The 15,954-nt window shown below is 34.5% G+C and carries 13 protein-coding genes and 1 other annotated feature; of the genes, 11 read left to right on the top strand and 2 right to left on the bottom strand.

Annotated elements, in window-relative coordinates:
* Positions 1 to 7 precede the first annotated feature (7 nt).
* The 9 genes from gyrB (at position 8) to DRZ96_RS03820 (ending at position 11,444) form a co-directional block, all read left to right on the top strand.
* Complete coding sequence (gyrB, locus tag DRZ96_RS03860; RefSeq protein WP_112889644.1) at positions 8 to 1,921, top strand: DNA topoisomerase (ATP-hydrolyzing) subunit B; 1,914 nt, start codon at positions 8 to 10, stop codon at positions 1,919 to 1,921.
* A gap of 9 nt (positions 1,922 to 1,930) precedes the next feature.
* Positions 1,931 to 4,360 carry a DNA gyrase subunit A gene (gene gyrA / locus DRZ96_RS03855; protein ID WP_112889643.1) on the top strand — a complete coding sequence of 810 codons (2,430 nt, stop codon included), beginning with the start codon at positions 1,931 to 1,933 and terminating at the stop codon, positions 4,358 to 4,360.
* Between the two features lie 8 nt (positions 4,361 to 4,368).
* Positions 4,369 to 4,680 (top strand): STAS domain-containing protein, encoded by a 312-nt coding sequence (locus DRZ96_RS03850; RefSeq protein ID WP_112889642.1) that lies wholly within the window; start codon positions 4,369 to 4,371, stop codon positions 4,678 to 4,680.
* A 1-nt stretch (position 4,681) separates the two neighbouring features.
* A complete protein-coding gene (locus tag DRZ96_RS03845) occupies positions 4,682 to 5,032 on the top strand; it encodes an ATP-binding protein (protein WP_070701439.1) in 351 nt (116 codons plus the stop codon).
* A gap of 8 nt (positions 5,033 to 5,040) precedes the next feature.
* Entirely contained in the window at positions 5,041 to 5,826 is a 786-nt protein-coding gene (locus tag DRZ96_RS03840; RefSeq protein ID WP_070701437.1) for a SigB/SigF/SigG family RNA polymerase sigma factor, read from the top strand.
* Positions 5,826 to 6,497 carry a transporter associated domain-containing protein gene (locus tag DRZ96_RS03835; RefSeq protein ID WP_112889641.1) on the top strand — a complete coding sequence of 224 codons (672 nt, stop codon included), beginning with the start codon at positions 5,826 to 5,828 and terminating at the stop codon, positions 6,495 to 6,497. Before DRZ96_RS03840 ends, DRZ96_RS03835 begins: the two co-directional genes overlap by 1 nt.
* A gap of 295 nt (positions 6,498 to 6,792) precedes the next feature.
* Positions 6,793 to 8,283, top strand: coding sequence for a glycerol kinase GlpK (gene glpK / locus DRZ96_RS03830; protein WP_172605457.1), 1,491 nt, complete (start codon positions 6,793 to 6,795; stop codon positions 8,281 to 8,283).
* A 377-nt stretch (positions 8,284 to 8,660) separates the two neighbouring features.
* Positions 8,661 to 8,895: a binding site (T-box leader), on the top strand.
* Between the two features lie 49 nt (positions 8,896 to 8,944).
* Positions 8,945 to 10,024, top strand: coding sequence for an iron-containing alcohol dehydrogenase family protein (locus DRZ96_RS03825; protein WP_112889639.1), 1,080 nt, complete (start codon positions 8,945 to 8,947; stop codon positions 10,022 to 10,024).
* 175 nt (positions 10,025 to 10,199) lie between these two features.
* Positions 10,200 to 11,444 carry an L-cysteine desulfidase family protein gene (locus tag DRZ96_RS03820; RefSeq protein WP_112889638.1) on the top strand — a complete coding sequence of 415 codons (1,245 nt, stop codon included), beginning with the start codon at positions 10,200 to 10,202 and terminating at the stop codon, positions 11,442 to 11,444.
* A 99-nt stretch (positions 11,445 to 11,543) separates the two neighbouring features.
* On the opposite strand, the gene DRZ96_RS03815 is transcribed toward DRZ96_RS03820, so the two are convergent.
* Entirely contained in the window at positions 11,544 to 12,974 is a 1,431-nt protein-coding gene (locus DRZ96_RS03815) for a TraB/GumN family protein (RefSeq protein ID WP_112889637.1), read from the bottom strand.
* Between the two features lies 1 nt (position 12,975).
* Entirely contained in the window at positions 12,976 to 14,052 is a 1,077-nt protein-coding gene (locus tag DRZ96_RS03810; protein WP_112889636.1) for a pyridoxal phosphate-dependent aminotransferase, read from the bottom strand.
* A gap of 87 nt (positions 14,053 to 14,139) precedes the next feature.
* On the opposite strand from DRZ96_RS03810, the gene DRZ96_RS03805 reads away from it, so the two are divergent.
* Complete coding sequence (locus DRZ96_RS03805) at positions 14,140 to 15,138, top strand: threonine aldolase family protein (RefSeq protein WP_112889635.1); 999 nt, start codon at positions 14,140 to 14,142, stop codon at positions 15,136 to 15,138.
* Between the two features lie 8 nt (positions 15,139 to 15,146).
* The gene (locus DRZ96_RS03800; RefSeq protein ID WP_112889634.1) at positions 15,147 to 15,782 is read left to right on the top strand and encodes a hemerythrin domain-containing protein; all 636 of its coding nucleotides are present in this window, start codon (positions 15,147 to 15,149) and stop codon (positions 15,780 to 15,782) included.
* The last annotated feature ends 172 nt before the right edge of the window (positions 15,783 to 15,954 follow it).

Raw genomic sequence — 15,954 nt, 5'->3', positions numbered from 1 at the left:
AGAAAAAATGGCAAAGGACAAAAGACATTATGACGCGTCGGATATACAGGTCTTAGAAGGACTAGACCCCGTTAGAAAAAGACCGGGTATGTATATTGGATCTACTGGACCAAGAGGTCTACACCACCTAGTTTATGAGGTTGTAGACAACTCCATTGACGAGGCTCTTGCCGGTATATGTGATCATATTATTATAAAAATAAATAAAAATGGAAGCGTTGAAATAACTGACAATGGTTCAGGTATACCAGTTGACATCCATCCACAAACAGGTAAGTCTACAGTAGAAACAGTACTTACAATCCTTCATGCAGGTGGTAAGTTTGACAACTCTGCCTACAAGGTTTCTGGTGGACTTCACGGTGTTGGTGTATCTGTAGTTAACGCTCTTTCAAATAAATTAGTAGCAACTGTAAAAAGAAATGGAAAAATTTACAGGCAAGAATTTTCCAAGGGACACAGAAAAAGTGACCTAGAAGTTATTGGAGAAACTAAAAAAGATGATACTGGTACAACAATTTACTTTGAACCAGACGATACTATCTTTGAAACTGTAGAATTTTCTGATGAAGTTTTATCCAAGAGATTTAGGGAGATGGCCTTCCTAAATAAGGGGATAAAAATTGAATTTATAGATGAGAGAAAAGACTTAAAGGAAGTCTTTCACTATGAAGGTGGAATAAAATCCTTTGTTGAATTTATTAATGCAAAGAAAAAGCCAGTCCATGATGAAATCATCTACATAGATGAAATTAGGGAAGAGACAGCAGTTGAAATTGCAATCCAATACACAGACTCCTACTCAGAAGTTGTGCTTTCTTTTGCAAATAATATTAACACTGAAGAAGGTGGAACCCATCTTTCTGGTTTTAGGTCAGCCCTAACAAGGACCCTAAATGATTATGGTAGAAAAAATAATATTATAAAGGAAAAGGAAGAAAACCTATCTGGTGAAGACGTAAGAGAAGGTATTTCTGCAGTTATAAGTGTAAAATTACCTGACCCACAATTTGAAGGCCAAACTAAGGCAAAGCTAGGAAATTCTGAAACTAGGGGAGTTGTAGATTCAGTTTTATCTGAAGAATTGGCAATTTTCTTGGAAGAAAATCCAAGAGTTGGAAAGCAAATCCTAGACAAGGCTCTATCAGCAAGACGTGCAAGAGAAGCTGCCAGAAAGGCAAGAGACCTTACAAGAAAGAAAAATAATCTTGAATCCATGACCCTTCCAGGCAAGCTTGCAGACTGTCAAAATGACGATCCAAAGAGAAATGAAATCTTCCTAGTCGAAGGTAACTCTGCTGGTGGTTCTGCCAAGGACGGCAGGGACTCAGCTTACCAAGCAATCCTACCTCTTAGGGGTAAGATTATGAACGTTGAGAAAGCAAGGCTTGATAGGATGCTAAATTCTTCAGAAATCCGTGCCATGATTACAGCTTTTGGAACAGGGATTGGAGAAGAATTTAACCTAGAAAAATTAAGATACGACAAGATCATAATAATGACCGATGCCGACGTTGACGGTGCTCACATTATGACTCTTCTACTAACATTCTTCTTTAGATACATGAAGCCACTAATAGAAGAGGGACATGTCTATGTTGCCCAAGCTCCACTTTATGGAATAGAAAAGGGAACTAAGATTTTAAGATATTGTCACAATGAAAAGGAACTTAGACTTGCCCTTAAAGAATACAAAGATTCTAAGGTCAACATAAAGAGGTACAAGGGTCTTGGGGAAATGGACCCAGAACAACTTTGGGAGACTACAATGAACCCAGACAACAGGCTTCTTTTAAAGGTTAATATAGACGATTTAACAGAAGCAGATGACACTTTCTCAATCCTAATGGGATCAGAAGTTGAACCAAGAAGAGACTTTATAACAGAAAATGCAGTTTATGCAGATTATATAGATGCATAGGAGTAAACTATGAGTGAAAATAAGATTATAGAATCAGGAATACTTGATGTAGATATTAATAAAAAGATGAGATCATCTTATCTTGACTATTCAATGTCTGTAATTGTTGCAAGAGCACTTCCTGATGTACGTGATGGACTAAAACCAGTCCATAGAAGAATTTTATACGGTATGCAGGGACTTAATCTTGCATCCAATGGACCCTACAGAAAGTCAGCAAGGCTTGTTGGGGATGTAATGGGTAAGTATCACCCTCACGGTGACTCATCTATTTACGAAGCAACAGTTAGACTTGCCCAAGACTTTAACACAAGATATATCCTAGTTGATGGCCAAGGTAACTTTGGTAACATTGACGGTGATGGGGCTGCGGCTATGCGTTATACAGAAGTTAGGATGACCAAGCTTGCAGAAGAAATGCTAAGGGATATAAATAAGGATACAGTTGATTTTGTTCCAAACTTTGATGAGAACGAAAAGGAACCAACAATACTTCCAGCAAGATTTCCAAATCTTTTAGTAAATGGATCTAGTGGTATTGCAGTAGGTATGGCTACAAATATGGCTCCTCACAATATGAATGAGTCCATTGACGGAATTATAGCCTACATTGATAATGATGAAATTTCTATTGCTGAGCTTAATCAAATAATTAAGGGACCAGACTTCCCTACAGGTGCCCAAATTATGGGAACTGAAGGAATAAGAGCAGCCTATGAAACAGGTAGAGGAAAGATAACTGTAAGGGCAGTTGCAGAAATCAAGGCCTTTAAGAACAATCGTGAAAAAATTGTAATTACAGAGCTTCCTTACCAAGTTAACAAGTCTTCACTTATTATGAAGATAGCAGACCTTGCCAAGAACAAGGTAATTGATGGAATTTCTAATATAACTGATGCCTCAAACAGGAAGGGCATCAACATAATAGTTGAACTAAAAAGAGATGCCAATGCAGAAGTTGTTTTAAATAAGCTTTACAAAAACACTCAAATGCAAACAACTTTTGGGATTATAAATCTTGCTCTAGTTAATGGTAAACCAGAAATCCTAAATCTTAAGGAGATTATAAGATACTATGTTGACCACCAAGTTGAAGTGGTGACTAGGAGGACAAAGTTCGACCTAGACAAGGCAGAAAAGAGGGCCCACATAGTTGAAGGTCTTTTCATAGCTCTTGATAACATCGACAGGATTATAAAAATTGTAAGGGCATCTAAGGATGACAAGGAAGCTAAGGAAAAGTTCTATGAAGAATTTAAATTAACAGAAGAACAATCCCAAGCTATCTTGGACATGAGAATCAGAAGACTTACTGGACTTGAAAGAGATAGACTGGAAGCTGAATATGAAAAACTTCAAGCTGACATCAAGTGGTTTAGGGAAATCTTAGAAAATAATGATGTCCTTATGAACCTAATCAAGGAAGAACTTCTTGAAATAAAGGAAAAATATGGTGACCTAAGAAGAACTGTTATTTCCCACGATTCTACTGATATAGAAATTGAAGACATTATAAAGAAAGAAGATGTTGTAATAACTCTTACTCAATTTGGCTATATCAAGAGAATGAGCGAGGGAACTTATAAGCCACAAAAAAGAGGTGGCAGGGGAGTTTCTTCAGGCAATATGAGAGATAAGGACTTTGTCAAAGAATTATTCGTCACATCTACTCACGATATGATTTTATTCTTTACATCACTTGGTAATGTCTTTAAATTAAAGGCCTATGAAATACCAGAAGACTCAAGGACATCAAGGGGTACAGCTATTATAAATTTACTTGACCTTGAAGAAGATGAAAGGGTAACTTCAATAATACCTGTTAAAGAATATGACCCAGACCTAAACTTCTTAATGGTAACTGAAAAGGGACTTATTAAGAGAACTCCATTTAAGGATTACAAAAATATTAGAAAATCTGGTATCATTGCTATAAAGTTAAATGAAGATGATAAATTAATCAATGTTCATTTGACTAAGAATAATGAAGATGTAATACTTGTAACTAAAAAGGGCCTATCCATTAGGTTCAACGAAGAACAAGTTAGGAAGTCTGGCAGAAACTCCATGGGAGTTAAGTCCATAGACCTTGTTGATGATGACATTGTAGTTTCATCTGATTTAGTGGTGGAAGATAAGTATCTTCTTGTTATATCAGAAAATGGTTATGGAAAATTAACAGAAATAGACAAGTACAGACCACAAAATAGGGGTGGAAAGGGACTTCTAACTTACAAGATTACAAATAAAACTGGAGATGTTGCTTCAGCTGCTGTAGTAGAAAAAGAAGACGACGTTATGATAATTGCAAACTCTGGAATTATTATAAGGATTCTTACAGAAGATATCTCCATCCAAGGAAGAAATACATCTGGTGTTAAACTTATGAATTTGACAGATGCAAAAGTTGTAGCTGTTGCAAATTATATTGGAGACTAGGAGGATTTATGGAATTTAAATTAGAGTCAAAAAACACTGATGAATTTTTAGTATTATATCCAATGGGAGAACTTGACGTTTATAATACAAAGAAATTCAAGGAAAAATCTATAAAACTTTATGAAAAGGATAAGAAGGATATTTTATTTGATTGTAAAGAACTAGAATATTTAGACTCTACAGGCTTAGGATCTCTTATCTATATCCTAAAAGAAGTAGAAAAAAATGATAATAAAATTGTAATTGAAAACCTAAATCCACAAATTATGAAACTCTTCAAGATAACTAAGCTTGAAGATATGTTTGAAATCAGGGGGTAGTATGGATACTTTAAAATACCAAATACCCAATGATGCCAAATATTTTTCTACAGTTAGACTTATGCTTTCTGGAATCTTAAATATCCTAAATAGGGACATAGAAGAGATAGAAGACCTAAAGATGGCTGTAACAGAAACTTTAAATATTTGTCACAAGTTAGGCGAAGATGACCATATAGACTTGGTCTTTGAAATAGAAGAAGCTAAAAATATAAAAATTTATGTAAGTGAGATTAATGAAGAAAAATTAGATGCATCTGAAGACCTATCCCTTGCAAAGACTATTATAGATTGTCTTGTAGATGAATCTCATTTTGATGGAAATAAATTTATTTTATCTAAAAAATTATAAGGGTTGCTATGAATTTAAAAGAATACAACAATTTAGATAGAAGACTAACAAAGGAAGAGAGAAAAGAACTTTTTAATGAATATCACAAGACAAGAGAGCAAGAAATCAGGGATATTCTTATAGAAGAGCACCTCTACATTGCAGAAATCCTATCTAAAAAATATACGGGCAGGGGAATAGATTATGATGATATCTATCAAGTGGCATCTATTGGATTAATCTATGCCATTGAGAGATACGACCCTGAAAAGGGCTTCGAGTTTTCTTCCTTTGCCACTCCAACAATAATTGGAGAGATAAAAAAATATTTTAGGGACAATGGTTGGACTATTAGGGTCCCAAGGAGAATCCAAGAACTTTCAAAAAAGATTTCCAATGCGACTGTGAGTCTTTCACAAAAGTACCAAAAGACTCCAACTATAGACGAGATTGCAGAATACTTGGATTCAACTCCAGAGGAAGTTATGGAGGCCATGGAAGCATCTAAGGTCTACACTCCACAATCTCTTGATGTAACTTATGAATCTGGAGATGAAAATGAAGTCAACTTATCTGATTTAATAGGAATTGAAGAAGAATATTTTGACAAGATAGAATCCAATGACTTTTTTAAGAAGGCTATGGAAAACCTAGACGAAGTTGAAAGGACCATTTTAATTGACAGGTACTTCAACAAGAAGACTCAAGTTGTAATTGCCAAGAAATTAAACATTTCTCAAATGACAGTTTCAAGAATTGAGAAGAAGGTCTTGGAGAAGATGAAAAAAGAAGTCGCTAAGACTATGGAGGTATAATGAATAGAAATAGATACCTGGTTACACTTTTAAAATTAGTGAATACATTTGAAATAGTTGTTTCGATAATGCTTATAGCAGGAGTAATTGTTTCAGTGCCAGATATAATGAAGTATTACTTCAAGATACTGACAAGTGATGCAGGCTTGTCCTATGAAATATTCCAAAATTTTCTATCCCACGTCCTCTTGTTAGTAATAGCCATAGAGTTTGTGGTACTTATGATTGCACATACAGACACCAACATCATCCACTTGATCTTGCTTGTAATTTCTAGAAAGATGCTGGTTTATTCTGACACTATGCTTGATTTACTTATAGCAACTATTGCCATAGCAGTACTCTTTGCTGTTAGAAAGTTCTTGTTAACAGGAGTAAATATGGATGCTGAAGGAAATGAAAATGAGTACTCTGCATCAACTCCTATGAAGATTCTAAACAAGAGGTATGGATTTGATATAGAAGCAGGCGAAACTACGACTATTGGTGGTTATGTAGCGGGTCTTCTCATAAAGAATGCAGAAGAGCCAGAAGTTGGCGTTATTGTCGACGATGGCGAATACATCTTTCAAATTGTCAAGATGGCAAGTGGTGGTGTAATAGAAACTGTTTCTGTTGAGAGAATCGATGAGAAAATAGAAAAAGAAAAGAAAAAAGATATCAAAAAATAAGATAAATAAAGATTAAAAGTGTCGGTTTGTCCGGCACTTTTTTTGTGATTATAAAACTTATCTTAGTTAATTTTAGATTAGCAAGTGATAAAAAATTTGAACTTATAAAATTTATCTTAGTTAATTTTAGATTAGCAACTTATAAAAAAACTAGTAAGTGCAAAATTATTAGTTATTTAAAAAATTTTAAAAGTCTGTAATATTTTGTAAATTGTAAATTACAAGTCCATAATTTTTACTAAAACTACAAAAGGGAAGAAAAAAATATTTAAAATGTTATAATAAACTTGGTGATATGATGAAATACATAATGGCATTCGATGCAGGTACAACATCTGCAAGAACTATAATTTTTGATAAAAAGGGAAATCCAGTTTCTGTTGCCCAAAAGGACCTGATTAAACACTTTCCAAAACCTGGTTACGTAGAAGAAGAGCCAGATGACTTGTGGTCCAAGCAAATTGGTACAGCAGTTGAAGCCATGTCTAGGAAGGAAATTGACCCCGAAGACATAGCAGCAATTGGGATAACTAACCAAAGGGAAACGACAATTGTCTGGAACAAGAAGACAATGGAGCCAGTTTACAATGCAATTGTCTGGCAGTGTAAGAGGACTGCAAAATATTGTGAAGAATTAAAGGAAAGAGGCCTGGAAGAAACTATTAGGGAAAAGACAGGTCTTGTAATTGACCCTTATTTTTCTGCGACAAAAATCAGATGGATCCTTGAAAATGTGGAAGGAGCAAGAGAATTAGCAGATAAGGGAGACCTCCTCTTTGGGACAGTTGAGACCTATCTTATTTATAAGTTGACAGATGGAGAAGTCCATATAACTGACTATACCAATGCTTCAAGGACTATGCTCTTTAACATAAAAGAAAAGAAGTGGGACGATGAACTTCTTGAAATTTTTGACATTCCAAAGTCCATGCTTCCAGAGATAAAAAATTCTAGTGAAGTTTATGGCAAGTGTAAGTCCAAGTATCTTGGTTGCGAAATACCTATAGGAGGGGCAATTGGCGACCAACAGTCCTCACTTTTTGGGACAGCTTCCTTTGAAAAGGGGATGGCAAAGTCTACCTTTGGAACAGGAGCCTTTATCCTAATGAATACAGGTGATGAGCTAATTAGGTCGCAAAATGGTCTTGTGACAACTATAGCCTGGGCCATGGACGGACAAATAAAGTATGCCCTCGAAGGTTCAATCTTTGAGGCAGGATCTTGCATAGACTTTATGCGTGACAATTTAAGGATAATTGACCAGGCAGATGATTCTGAATACATGGCAAACAAGGTGGAAGATACTAACGACTGTTACTTTATTCCAGCCTTCACTGGTCTGGGTGCTCCCTACTGGGATCAATATGCCAGAGGGTCTATAGTAGGCCTTACAGGGTCCGTAAATAAATATCATGTAGTGAGAGCTGCCCTAGAATCAATAGCCTATTTATCCTGCGATGTAATAAAGGCCATGCAAGAGGATTCAAAGACAAAGATCAGGTCTCTGACAGTTGACGGTGGAGTTAGCAAGAATAACTTCTTGATGAAGTTTTTATCAGACATAGTTGATGTCCACATAGAAAGGCCAAAAGTTGTAGAACTAACTGCCTTAGGAGCTTGTTATATGGCAGGGCTGGCTGTAGGATTTTGGAAAGATATTGACGAAATAAGAGAAAATAACGCCATAGATAAGTGCTTCGATCCAGATATGGATGAAGAAGAGAGAAATAAAAAGATATCAAGATGGCATGAAGCTGTTAAATATTCCATGAATTGGGCAAAATAAATTTAATTTTTATAAAATTTAAAATATTAACCAGATCTATTTTACTTAGGTCTGGTTTTTTATTTGAGAAAATCAGAAAAATTTTGAAAATTATATTATTTATTTTTAAAATGATCTTAAAATTTAATAAACAAATTTATATTTTTTTAATTTGATTTTATAATTTTGTCCTAAATTTATTAATTTTATTTAATGATTTTTTATTTTAATAAATCAGGAAATTTGTTGATTTAATAAGGATTTGAATTGTATTTAAATTAAACAATATTTTAAAATAATAAAATTTTGTTTAAAAACCTATTGACTTTTTAATTAGAAGTATTTAAAATGGCACTTAATATTTAAAAATTTCTAATTTTTTAGAATTTAATATTTATTTAAATGTTTTGAAGTGGAAAAGTAAGTGAAGAATGTTTTTACAGAGAATTGCCATTAGCTGAGAGGCAAAAAATTGAATTTACTGAAAATGGCCACTGAACTAAAATGCTGAAATGAAGTTTAAATAAGTAAGTGTTTTCGGGATCTCCCGTTACAGAGAAGTTCATTATTGGATAAGTGCATCATTAAGATGAATTAGAGTGGTACCGCGAGTTTATGAATCCCGTCTCTTTGTATATAAAGAGACGGGTTTTTTTTTATTAGGTGCCCAAGGAGGAAAAAGATGAAGACAGTTAGATTACCAAATTATAGTATTTCAAATAGAGAATATGAGGGTCTGGGACAAATAGTGGAGTCCTATGGATTTAAAAAAGTTGTCCTTGTGGGTGGAAAAAGAGCTCTTAAAGCAGTTTCACAAAAGATAAGAGATGGCCTGAGAGATTCAAGTGTAGAAATCCTTGGGGAATTTATTTATGGAAAGGAATGCACACTTAAAAATATTGAAGCTCTTAAAAATAAAAAAGAGGTATTAGAAGCAGATGTAATTTTTGGAATAGGTGGGGGCAAGGCCCTTGATACAGTAAAAGTCCTCTCCTATTATCTTGGAAAACCCTGCATCTCATTTCCTACAATTTGTTCCAACTGTGCTGGAGGGACAGCAATAGCAGTTGTTTATAATGATGATGGATCCTTTTTAAAGTACGAACCAACACCAGCTGCAGTCCATATTTTTGTGGAAATAGAAACTATAGCCCAGGCTCCAGAAGAATATTTTTGGGCGGGAATTGGAGATGGAATTAGCAAGAAGGCTGAGGTCTTATTTGCATCACAAAATGATGATCCTATTGATTTTGTAGCCACAATGGGCCTTAGTTTAGCAGAATCATCTCAAGACACCCTAATAAAATATGGTGAAGAAGGTCTAAGGGATGTTAAGAATAAGGAAGTTTCAAGGTCTGTTGAATCTATTGCAAGTGAAATTTTAATAAACACAGGCTATATTTCTAACTTAACTAATGGGGAAGATTATTATTATAATTCTTCTCTTGCGCATGTATTTTTTAATCTCTCAACCCTAATAGAAAGAAAGGGAGAATACCTTCATGGTTATTTGGTTTCTTTTGGAGTCTTAGTCCTCCATGCTTACGACAAAAATTATGAAGAATTAGAAAAAATTGCTAGATTTAACAAAAAGCTTGACCTTGCATTGTGCTTGGAAGACTTGGGTCTTAAGAGAGAGGATGTTTTTACTATGGCAGACCACATTGAAGAAACTCTTGAATGGAAGAGGTCTAGTGTAGCCTTGACTCGAGATAAATTTATAGAAGCTTGCCTTTATGCAGATGAATTTGGAAAAAAATAAAAATACAAATACAAATACTCCTAATTATGATGGGACCCGGTGGATTCACTGGGTTCTTTTTAAAAAAATTTATTTGTACATAAGAATCTAAAACTAATAATTCATAAATTTAATATTAGGAAAAGCTTATCTTATTTTGTTATAATAAAGATAGATTAAATATAAGGAGATTTTTATGAACTATAATAAATATTTAAGGGAAAAAATGGTGCCGGCCTTTGGTTGTACCGAGCCCATAGCTTTAGCCTTTGCAGCCAGTCGTGCAAGATTTATCTTGGGAGAGGACCCAGATAAAATCAAGGCCAGCTTATCGGGCAATATTATAAAAAATGTAAATAGTGTAAAGGTTCCAGGGACTGATGGAAGAAAGGGAATTGAAATTTCTCTTGCAGCTGGTGCCTTCTTGGGAGACCACACAAAAAAACTTGAGGTCCTATCTGATGTAGACAAGTCAAAGCTTGAATATCTTGATGACCTAATAGATAAGGGACTTTGTGACATTGAACTCCTCCATGAGAAGAAGGGACTCTATATCGACGTAGCCATGGAAAAGGGAGATAAAAAATCTCGCGTCATCATCAAGGACTTCCACACAAATATTATTTATGAAAGTCTAAATGATGAAGTCCTTTTTGAAAAGAAGGAAGAAGAAATAAAAGAAGAAGACAAGATTGACCTTTCATTTGATAAAATTTATGATTTTGCAAAAAATGGAAATTATGACGAGATAATTGACGTCTTGGACAAGGAAATCGAGTACAATTACGCCATTGCCAAGGAAGGAATAGAAAATCCTTGGGGAGCAAATATTGGGAAGATGGTCTTAGAAGAAGCAGGAGACAAGTATTCTGAAAAACTTGTGGCCTATGCAGCTGCAGGTTCTGATGCTAGAATGTCAGGTTGTGAAAAACCAGTTGTTATAAACTCAGGATCAGGCAACCAAGGGATAACAGTTTCTGTCCCAATAATTATCTATGCCAAAGACCATGATATAGAAAAAGACAAACTTTATAGATCCCTTATTTTTGCCAACCTAATTGGCCTTTATATAAAAGAAGGAATTGGCGAACTTTCAGCCTACTGCGGAGTTGTATCTGCAGGTTCTGCTTCAGTTTGTGGCCTTGCCTTTATGGAAGATGAAGACAAGGACCTAATCAAGGAAATTTTAACAAATGCCCTTGCAACAAACTCTGGCCTAATTTGTGACGGAGCAAAAGAATCCTGCGCCATAAAAATTGCATCAAGTCTAAAGATGGGCTTCTTGGCCTACAAGCAAGCCAAGGCTGGTAACTCCTTTAAGGCAGGAGATGGAATCGTAAAGGGAGACATAGATGAGATGATAAAAACTGTGGGCCACATTGCCATGGAGGGTATGAAGGAGACAGACGAAGTCATCTTGAGAGAGATGATTGGCAAATAATTTTGCAATCTATTTTATTGAGATAAAAAATTAAAAGTTTATAAAAATTCACATAAAAAGACGAAGTCCAATGACCTCGTCTTATTTTTTCACAATTTTTTATTTTTCAAGAACTTCATAACCCATGTCTTTTAAAATTCCTGTTACAGAATTTTCTGGAACAAGGTGGGCTGCACCAACTAAGATGAAATAAGTATTTTCTCCATCTTCCTTTAGCATGGCGTCAATTTTTTTGGCCATATTCTTGTCTCTTTCACTTAAGAGGGACTCGTTAAATTTTTCTGAAGCCTCGTCCCCATCACTTGATAAAAGACTTATCATCTTGTCCTTATTTCCAATTTCCCAAGCACTTAACATTTCATTAAGTCCAGCATTTATATTCTTGTAACCATTTTTTTCTATTTCATCAGTTAAATTCTTAATCATAGAGATATAGGACTCTTTATCAAAGTTAGAAAGTAAATCTGATTGGAAATCAACAGACTCAAGTTCTCCTAATTCAAGATTATTTAAAAGACTAAGAGCTAAGAAATAGGACTCAATACCATAAGTTGCAGTTGCAACTTCTCCTTTAGGGTCTACTGACAATGAATTATATATGGCCCATGGCTTTAACTTATTGACTTGGTCCTCAGTCATTCCAAAGTCCTTAAAAATATTTGCAACTCTAGCAAATAATTCTTCTCCTAAGTCATTCTTTAGGCTTCCGCCATCTTTGTAATACATTTTTTCTTGCATTTCTTTTAATTTTTCTTGATTAGTTAAATCAATTTCCATAAAAATTTTGTCTGAATTTTTAAGAGAATTTATAATATTTTGGTCAATTGGATACATAGAGGATTTACCTATGTGAATAGATCCAAGCATATAAACCTTGTTTTTTTTATTTTCAATTTCGTAGAAAAATCCCTTAGCTACTTTATCATTGTCTTGTAAAATCTTTTTTGTAGCCCTGTTATAAAGAGCCAGGACTTCTTCTAGAGGAATTTTGCTATTTAAATATTTTTCATCTTCTTGTCCAAAAAATATTTTTGATTCTTTTAAATTTTTAACTGCAAACTTGTCATCATTTAAAAGTTTTGAAATTGATTCAAGTGTTTCAAGTCGAGTTAAATCTTTAAAAGTAAAATCTCCACCTGTTTTTAGACCACGAGATTCAATTTTTTCTTTTGCAAGTTTGTAGGCTGTGTTTGCATCTTCTAAAGTAACAGCTTTTCTAAAATCCTTTCCTTCAAAGAAACTTGAAGCAGGATATAAACCCATAAATTGAACATCATTAAGATCTACACTTGCCCATGGACTGAAACTTGGAGACTTGATTTTAGGAGTTTTTTCTTTAGATTTGATCTCTTTAGATTCTTCTATTTTTTTATCTAATGTATTTTGATTTTCTGCATTGTTGCTGACAGATTCTTCGACTTTAATTTCTGTAACTGCAGGACTTGTATCTTCTTGTGCAAAAGCAAAGTTAGGTAGGAAAAGTGTAGGTACTAGTGCTAAAGTCGTCAGTATTTTTTTAAATTTTTTCATATTAATCACCCTTATAAATTTCTTTTAGTTTTTTTAACAATTTTTCATTTGCAGGATCTTCCAAAATACAGATTCTAAAATAAGATTTGTCCAAATTTTTAAAACTTTTGCAATCTCTTACTACTAAACCTTCTGTGAGAAGTTTTTCTCTTAATATTGTAGAATTTATACCCTTAAGTATCTTAATTAAAATAAAATTCCCAAAACTCTCATAGGCCCTTAAATTTTCTATACCAGAAAGTTCCTTATAAAAATTTTCTCTACGGCTTCTTATAAAGTCAAAAACTTTTTCAAGATAAGCTTCATCAGAGAACATGACCTTGCCGCAAATTTCTGCCACAGAATTAATCTGCCAGAGGACCTCCTTGTCCTTGAAAAACTTCAAAAGTCCTTCATTGGAAGTCAGTCCATAGCCAAGTCTTATGCCAGGAAGGGCAAAAAACTTTGATGTCCCCCTTACGACCACCAAGTTGTCATAAGATTTTGTAAGACCTGATGATGAGTAGGTCTCCATGTTTGTGAACTCAATATAGGTTTCGTCCACCAAGACCTTGGCACTAGTTTCTCTTAAAACTATTTCAATCTCAGACTTTTTTAAGATTGTCCCAGTTGGATTGTTGGGGTTTGCAAAAATCAAGAAATCAATATTTTTTTCATTGATTGTATTTATTAGCTGGTCTAAATTTATTTTAAAATCATTTTTTTCTTCTAGATTGTACTCAAATATGTGGGAAGAAATTTTTCTTAACTCCCTCTCATATTCAGAGTAGCAAGGTGATAGGATCATGGCAGCTTTTGGAGCAAAATAATAGATTGTATCCCTCAAAATTTCTGTAGACCCAAGTCCAAGGACAATATTTTCTCTCTTGCAGGATGCGTATGTAGAGATGGCTTCCCTTAAATCAAGATAGTCCACGTCAGGGTAAGTTGAAAGTAAGTTTAAGTTGTCCTTTAGACTTTCAAGGGCTTTCTTAGATGGTCCCAAGGGATTTATATTGGAAGAAAAATCCCTAATGTCTTCAATTTTTATGCCTTCTTTTTTCGCAATCTCAAAAACATTTGCGCCGTGACTGTTCATATTAACACCTCGTTTTCTATTGTACCCTATTTGGTAAAATTTTACATATATTATATAATAAGGGGTAAGAAGAGGGTGAGGTGGCTTATGAATAATTTTAGAAATGACTACAGTGATTTTGGATCCAAGGAAATCTACCAAGAGATAGAAAAGATTTTTGACCATAAGATTTCTGGCTATGGGACTGATGAAATTTCAAACCAGGCTAGGGACTTAATATTAAGGGAAATTGGAAGGGACGCGGACATTGAGTTTGTGTCTGGAGGCACTGCCACAAATATTTTGGCGACGACTTTTGGTCTTAAGCCCTATGAAGCAGTCTTATCTGCATCAACAGGCCACATAACCCACCACGAAACTGGGTCCATTGAAGCCACAGGACACAAGGTTGTGACTATTAAAACGCATGATGGAAAGTTAAAAGCAGATAAAATTAGAGACTTTATTGATGACCAGCCAGGTGAAATTGATGTAAAGATAAAAGTTGTCTACATTTCTCAAACTACTGAAGTGGGAACTGTCTATTCCATAGATGAAATAAAGGAAATTTATGAAGTCTGCCAAGAAAAAGACCTATATCTTTATATTGACGGGGCGAGGATTGCCCATGCCATGGCTGCAAATTCTAGTAATTTATCAGATTATGCCAAGTATTCCCACATTTTTTCCATTGGTGGAACAAAGAACGGGGCAATCCTTGGTGAAGCCCTGGTGATTTTAGATGAAAACTTGAAGAAAGACTTTAGATATTACTTAAAACAAAGGGGAGCCATGATGGCAAAGTCCTTCTTAATTGGTCTATCTTTTAAGGTCTTATTCCAAGATGGACTTTATTACGAGAATGCCAAGAAGGCCTATGAAATGTCAAGGCTTTTAGTTGATGGTCTAAAGGATTTGGTAAGGGACCCAGTCTTTGGGGAATCTAACCAAGTTTTTATAAAATCTAACCCAGAAGAAATTGAAAAATTAGAAAAAGAAAATATTTTTGAAATAGAAAACAAGAAGGAATCTATAATTAGACTTGTTACAAATTATAGGACAAGTGAAGAGGAAGTAAGAGGATTTTTAAATTCTATAAATAATTAGGAGGAATTATGTTAGAAAGAAATATGACAGTTGAAGCTGCAGTAATGGAAAACCCAAAAGTCTTAAAGGAAATCCAAAAGCTTGGAGGAGAATACGACTTTATAGCTATGGAAAGGCTTGAAGATGCCCTAGAATCTCTTGGAGAAAACTATGACCTATTTATAAAAAAAGTTGAAGGTCAAGATGACTTCAAGGATATGGACAGAGTTAGGAAGATGAATAAGGAAGAATTAATCCACTACATTGTAGAAGAAATTCACCCACAAGAACTTGCTACAACAGAAAAAATCGACGAAATCTTTAGGGGAGCTATTAAAAAATATTACAGAGAAAGAGGAGAACAACTCTTTGTGATCTATGAAGTTCTTCTTCTTATAAAGGCCGAACTTGTTTCTCACTTTTCCAGCGAAGAAGAGTTTGAATTTAAGGACGCTCTTGCAGGCAAGGATGTCGACTTCGAAAATCTACTTGCGGAACACGAAAAGACTATTGGCCTATTTGACAGGATCAAATACCTAACTCGTGACTACAAGATGAATGCAGAAGAGCCAGAAATCAAGGAACTCAACAAGCTTATGGGAGAACTTGACGAAGACATGAGAAGACACATCTATATAGAAAACGAAATTCTATTTAAGATGTAAGGTCCTGGATTTATAAATAAATTATAAATTATAATTAAAATATTAGGATTGGCACTGGGGAGTGTAAAATATTTTATGAAATTTAAAATTTATAAATAATTAAAAGTAAAATGGTTTAGCCTAGGCTAGGCCATTTTTTATTGTTCCGAAAGATGCCTTATATTTTTCCTTT

This window comes from Peptoniphilus harei, assembly GCF_900454685.1.
In the GTDB taxonomy this organism is placed as follows: Bacteria; Bacillota; Clostridia; order Tissierellales; family Peptoniphilaceae; genus Peptoniphilus_A; species Peptoniphilus_A harei.
This window is presented reverse-complemented; position numbering and strand designations above follow the sequence as displayed.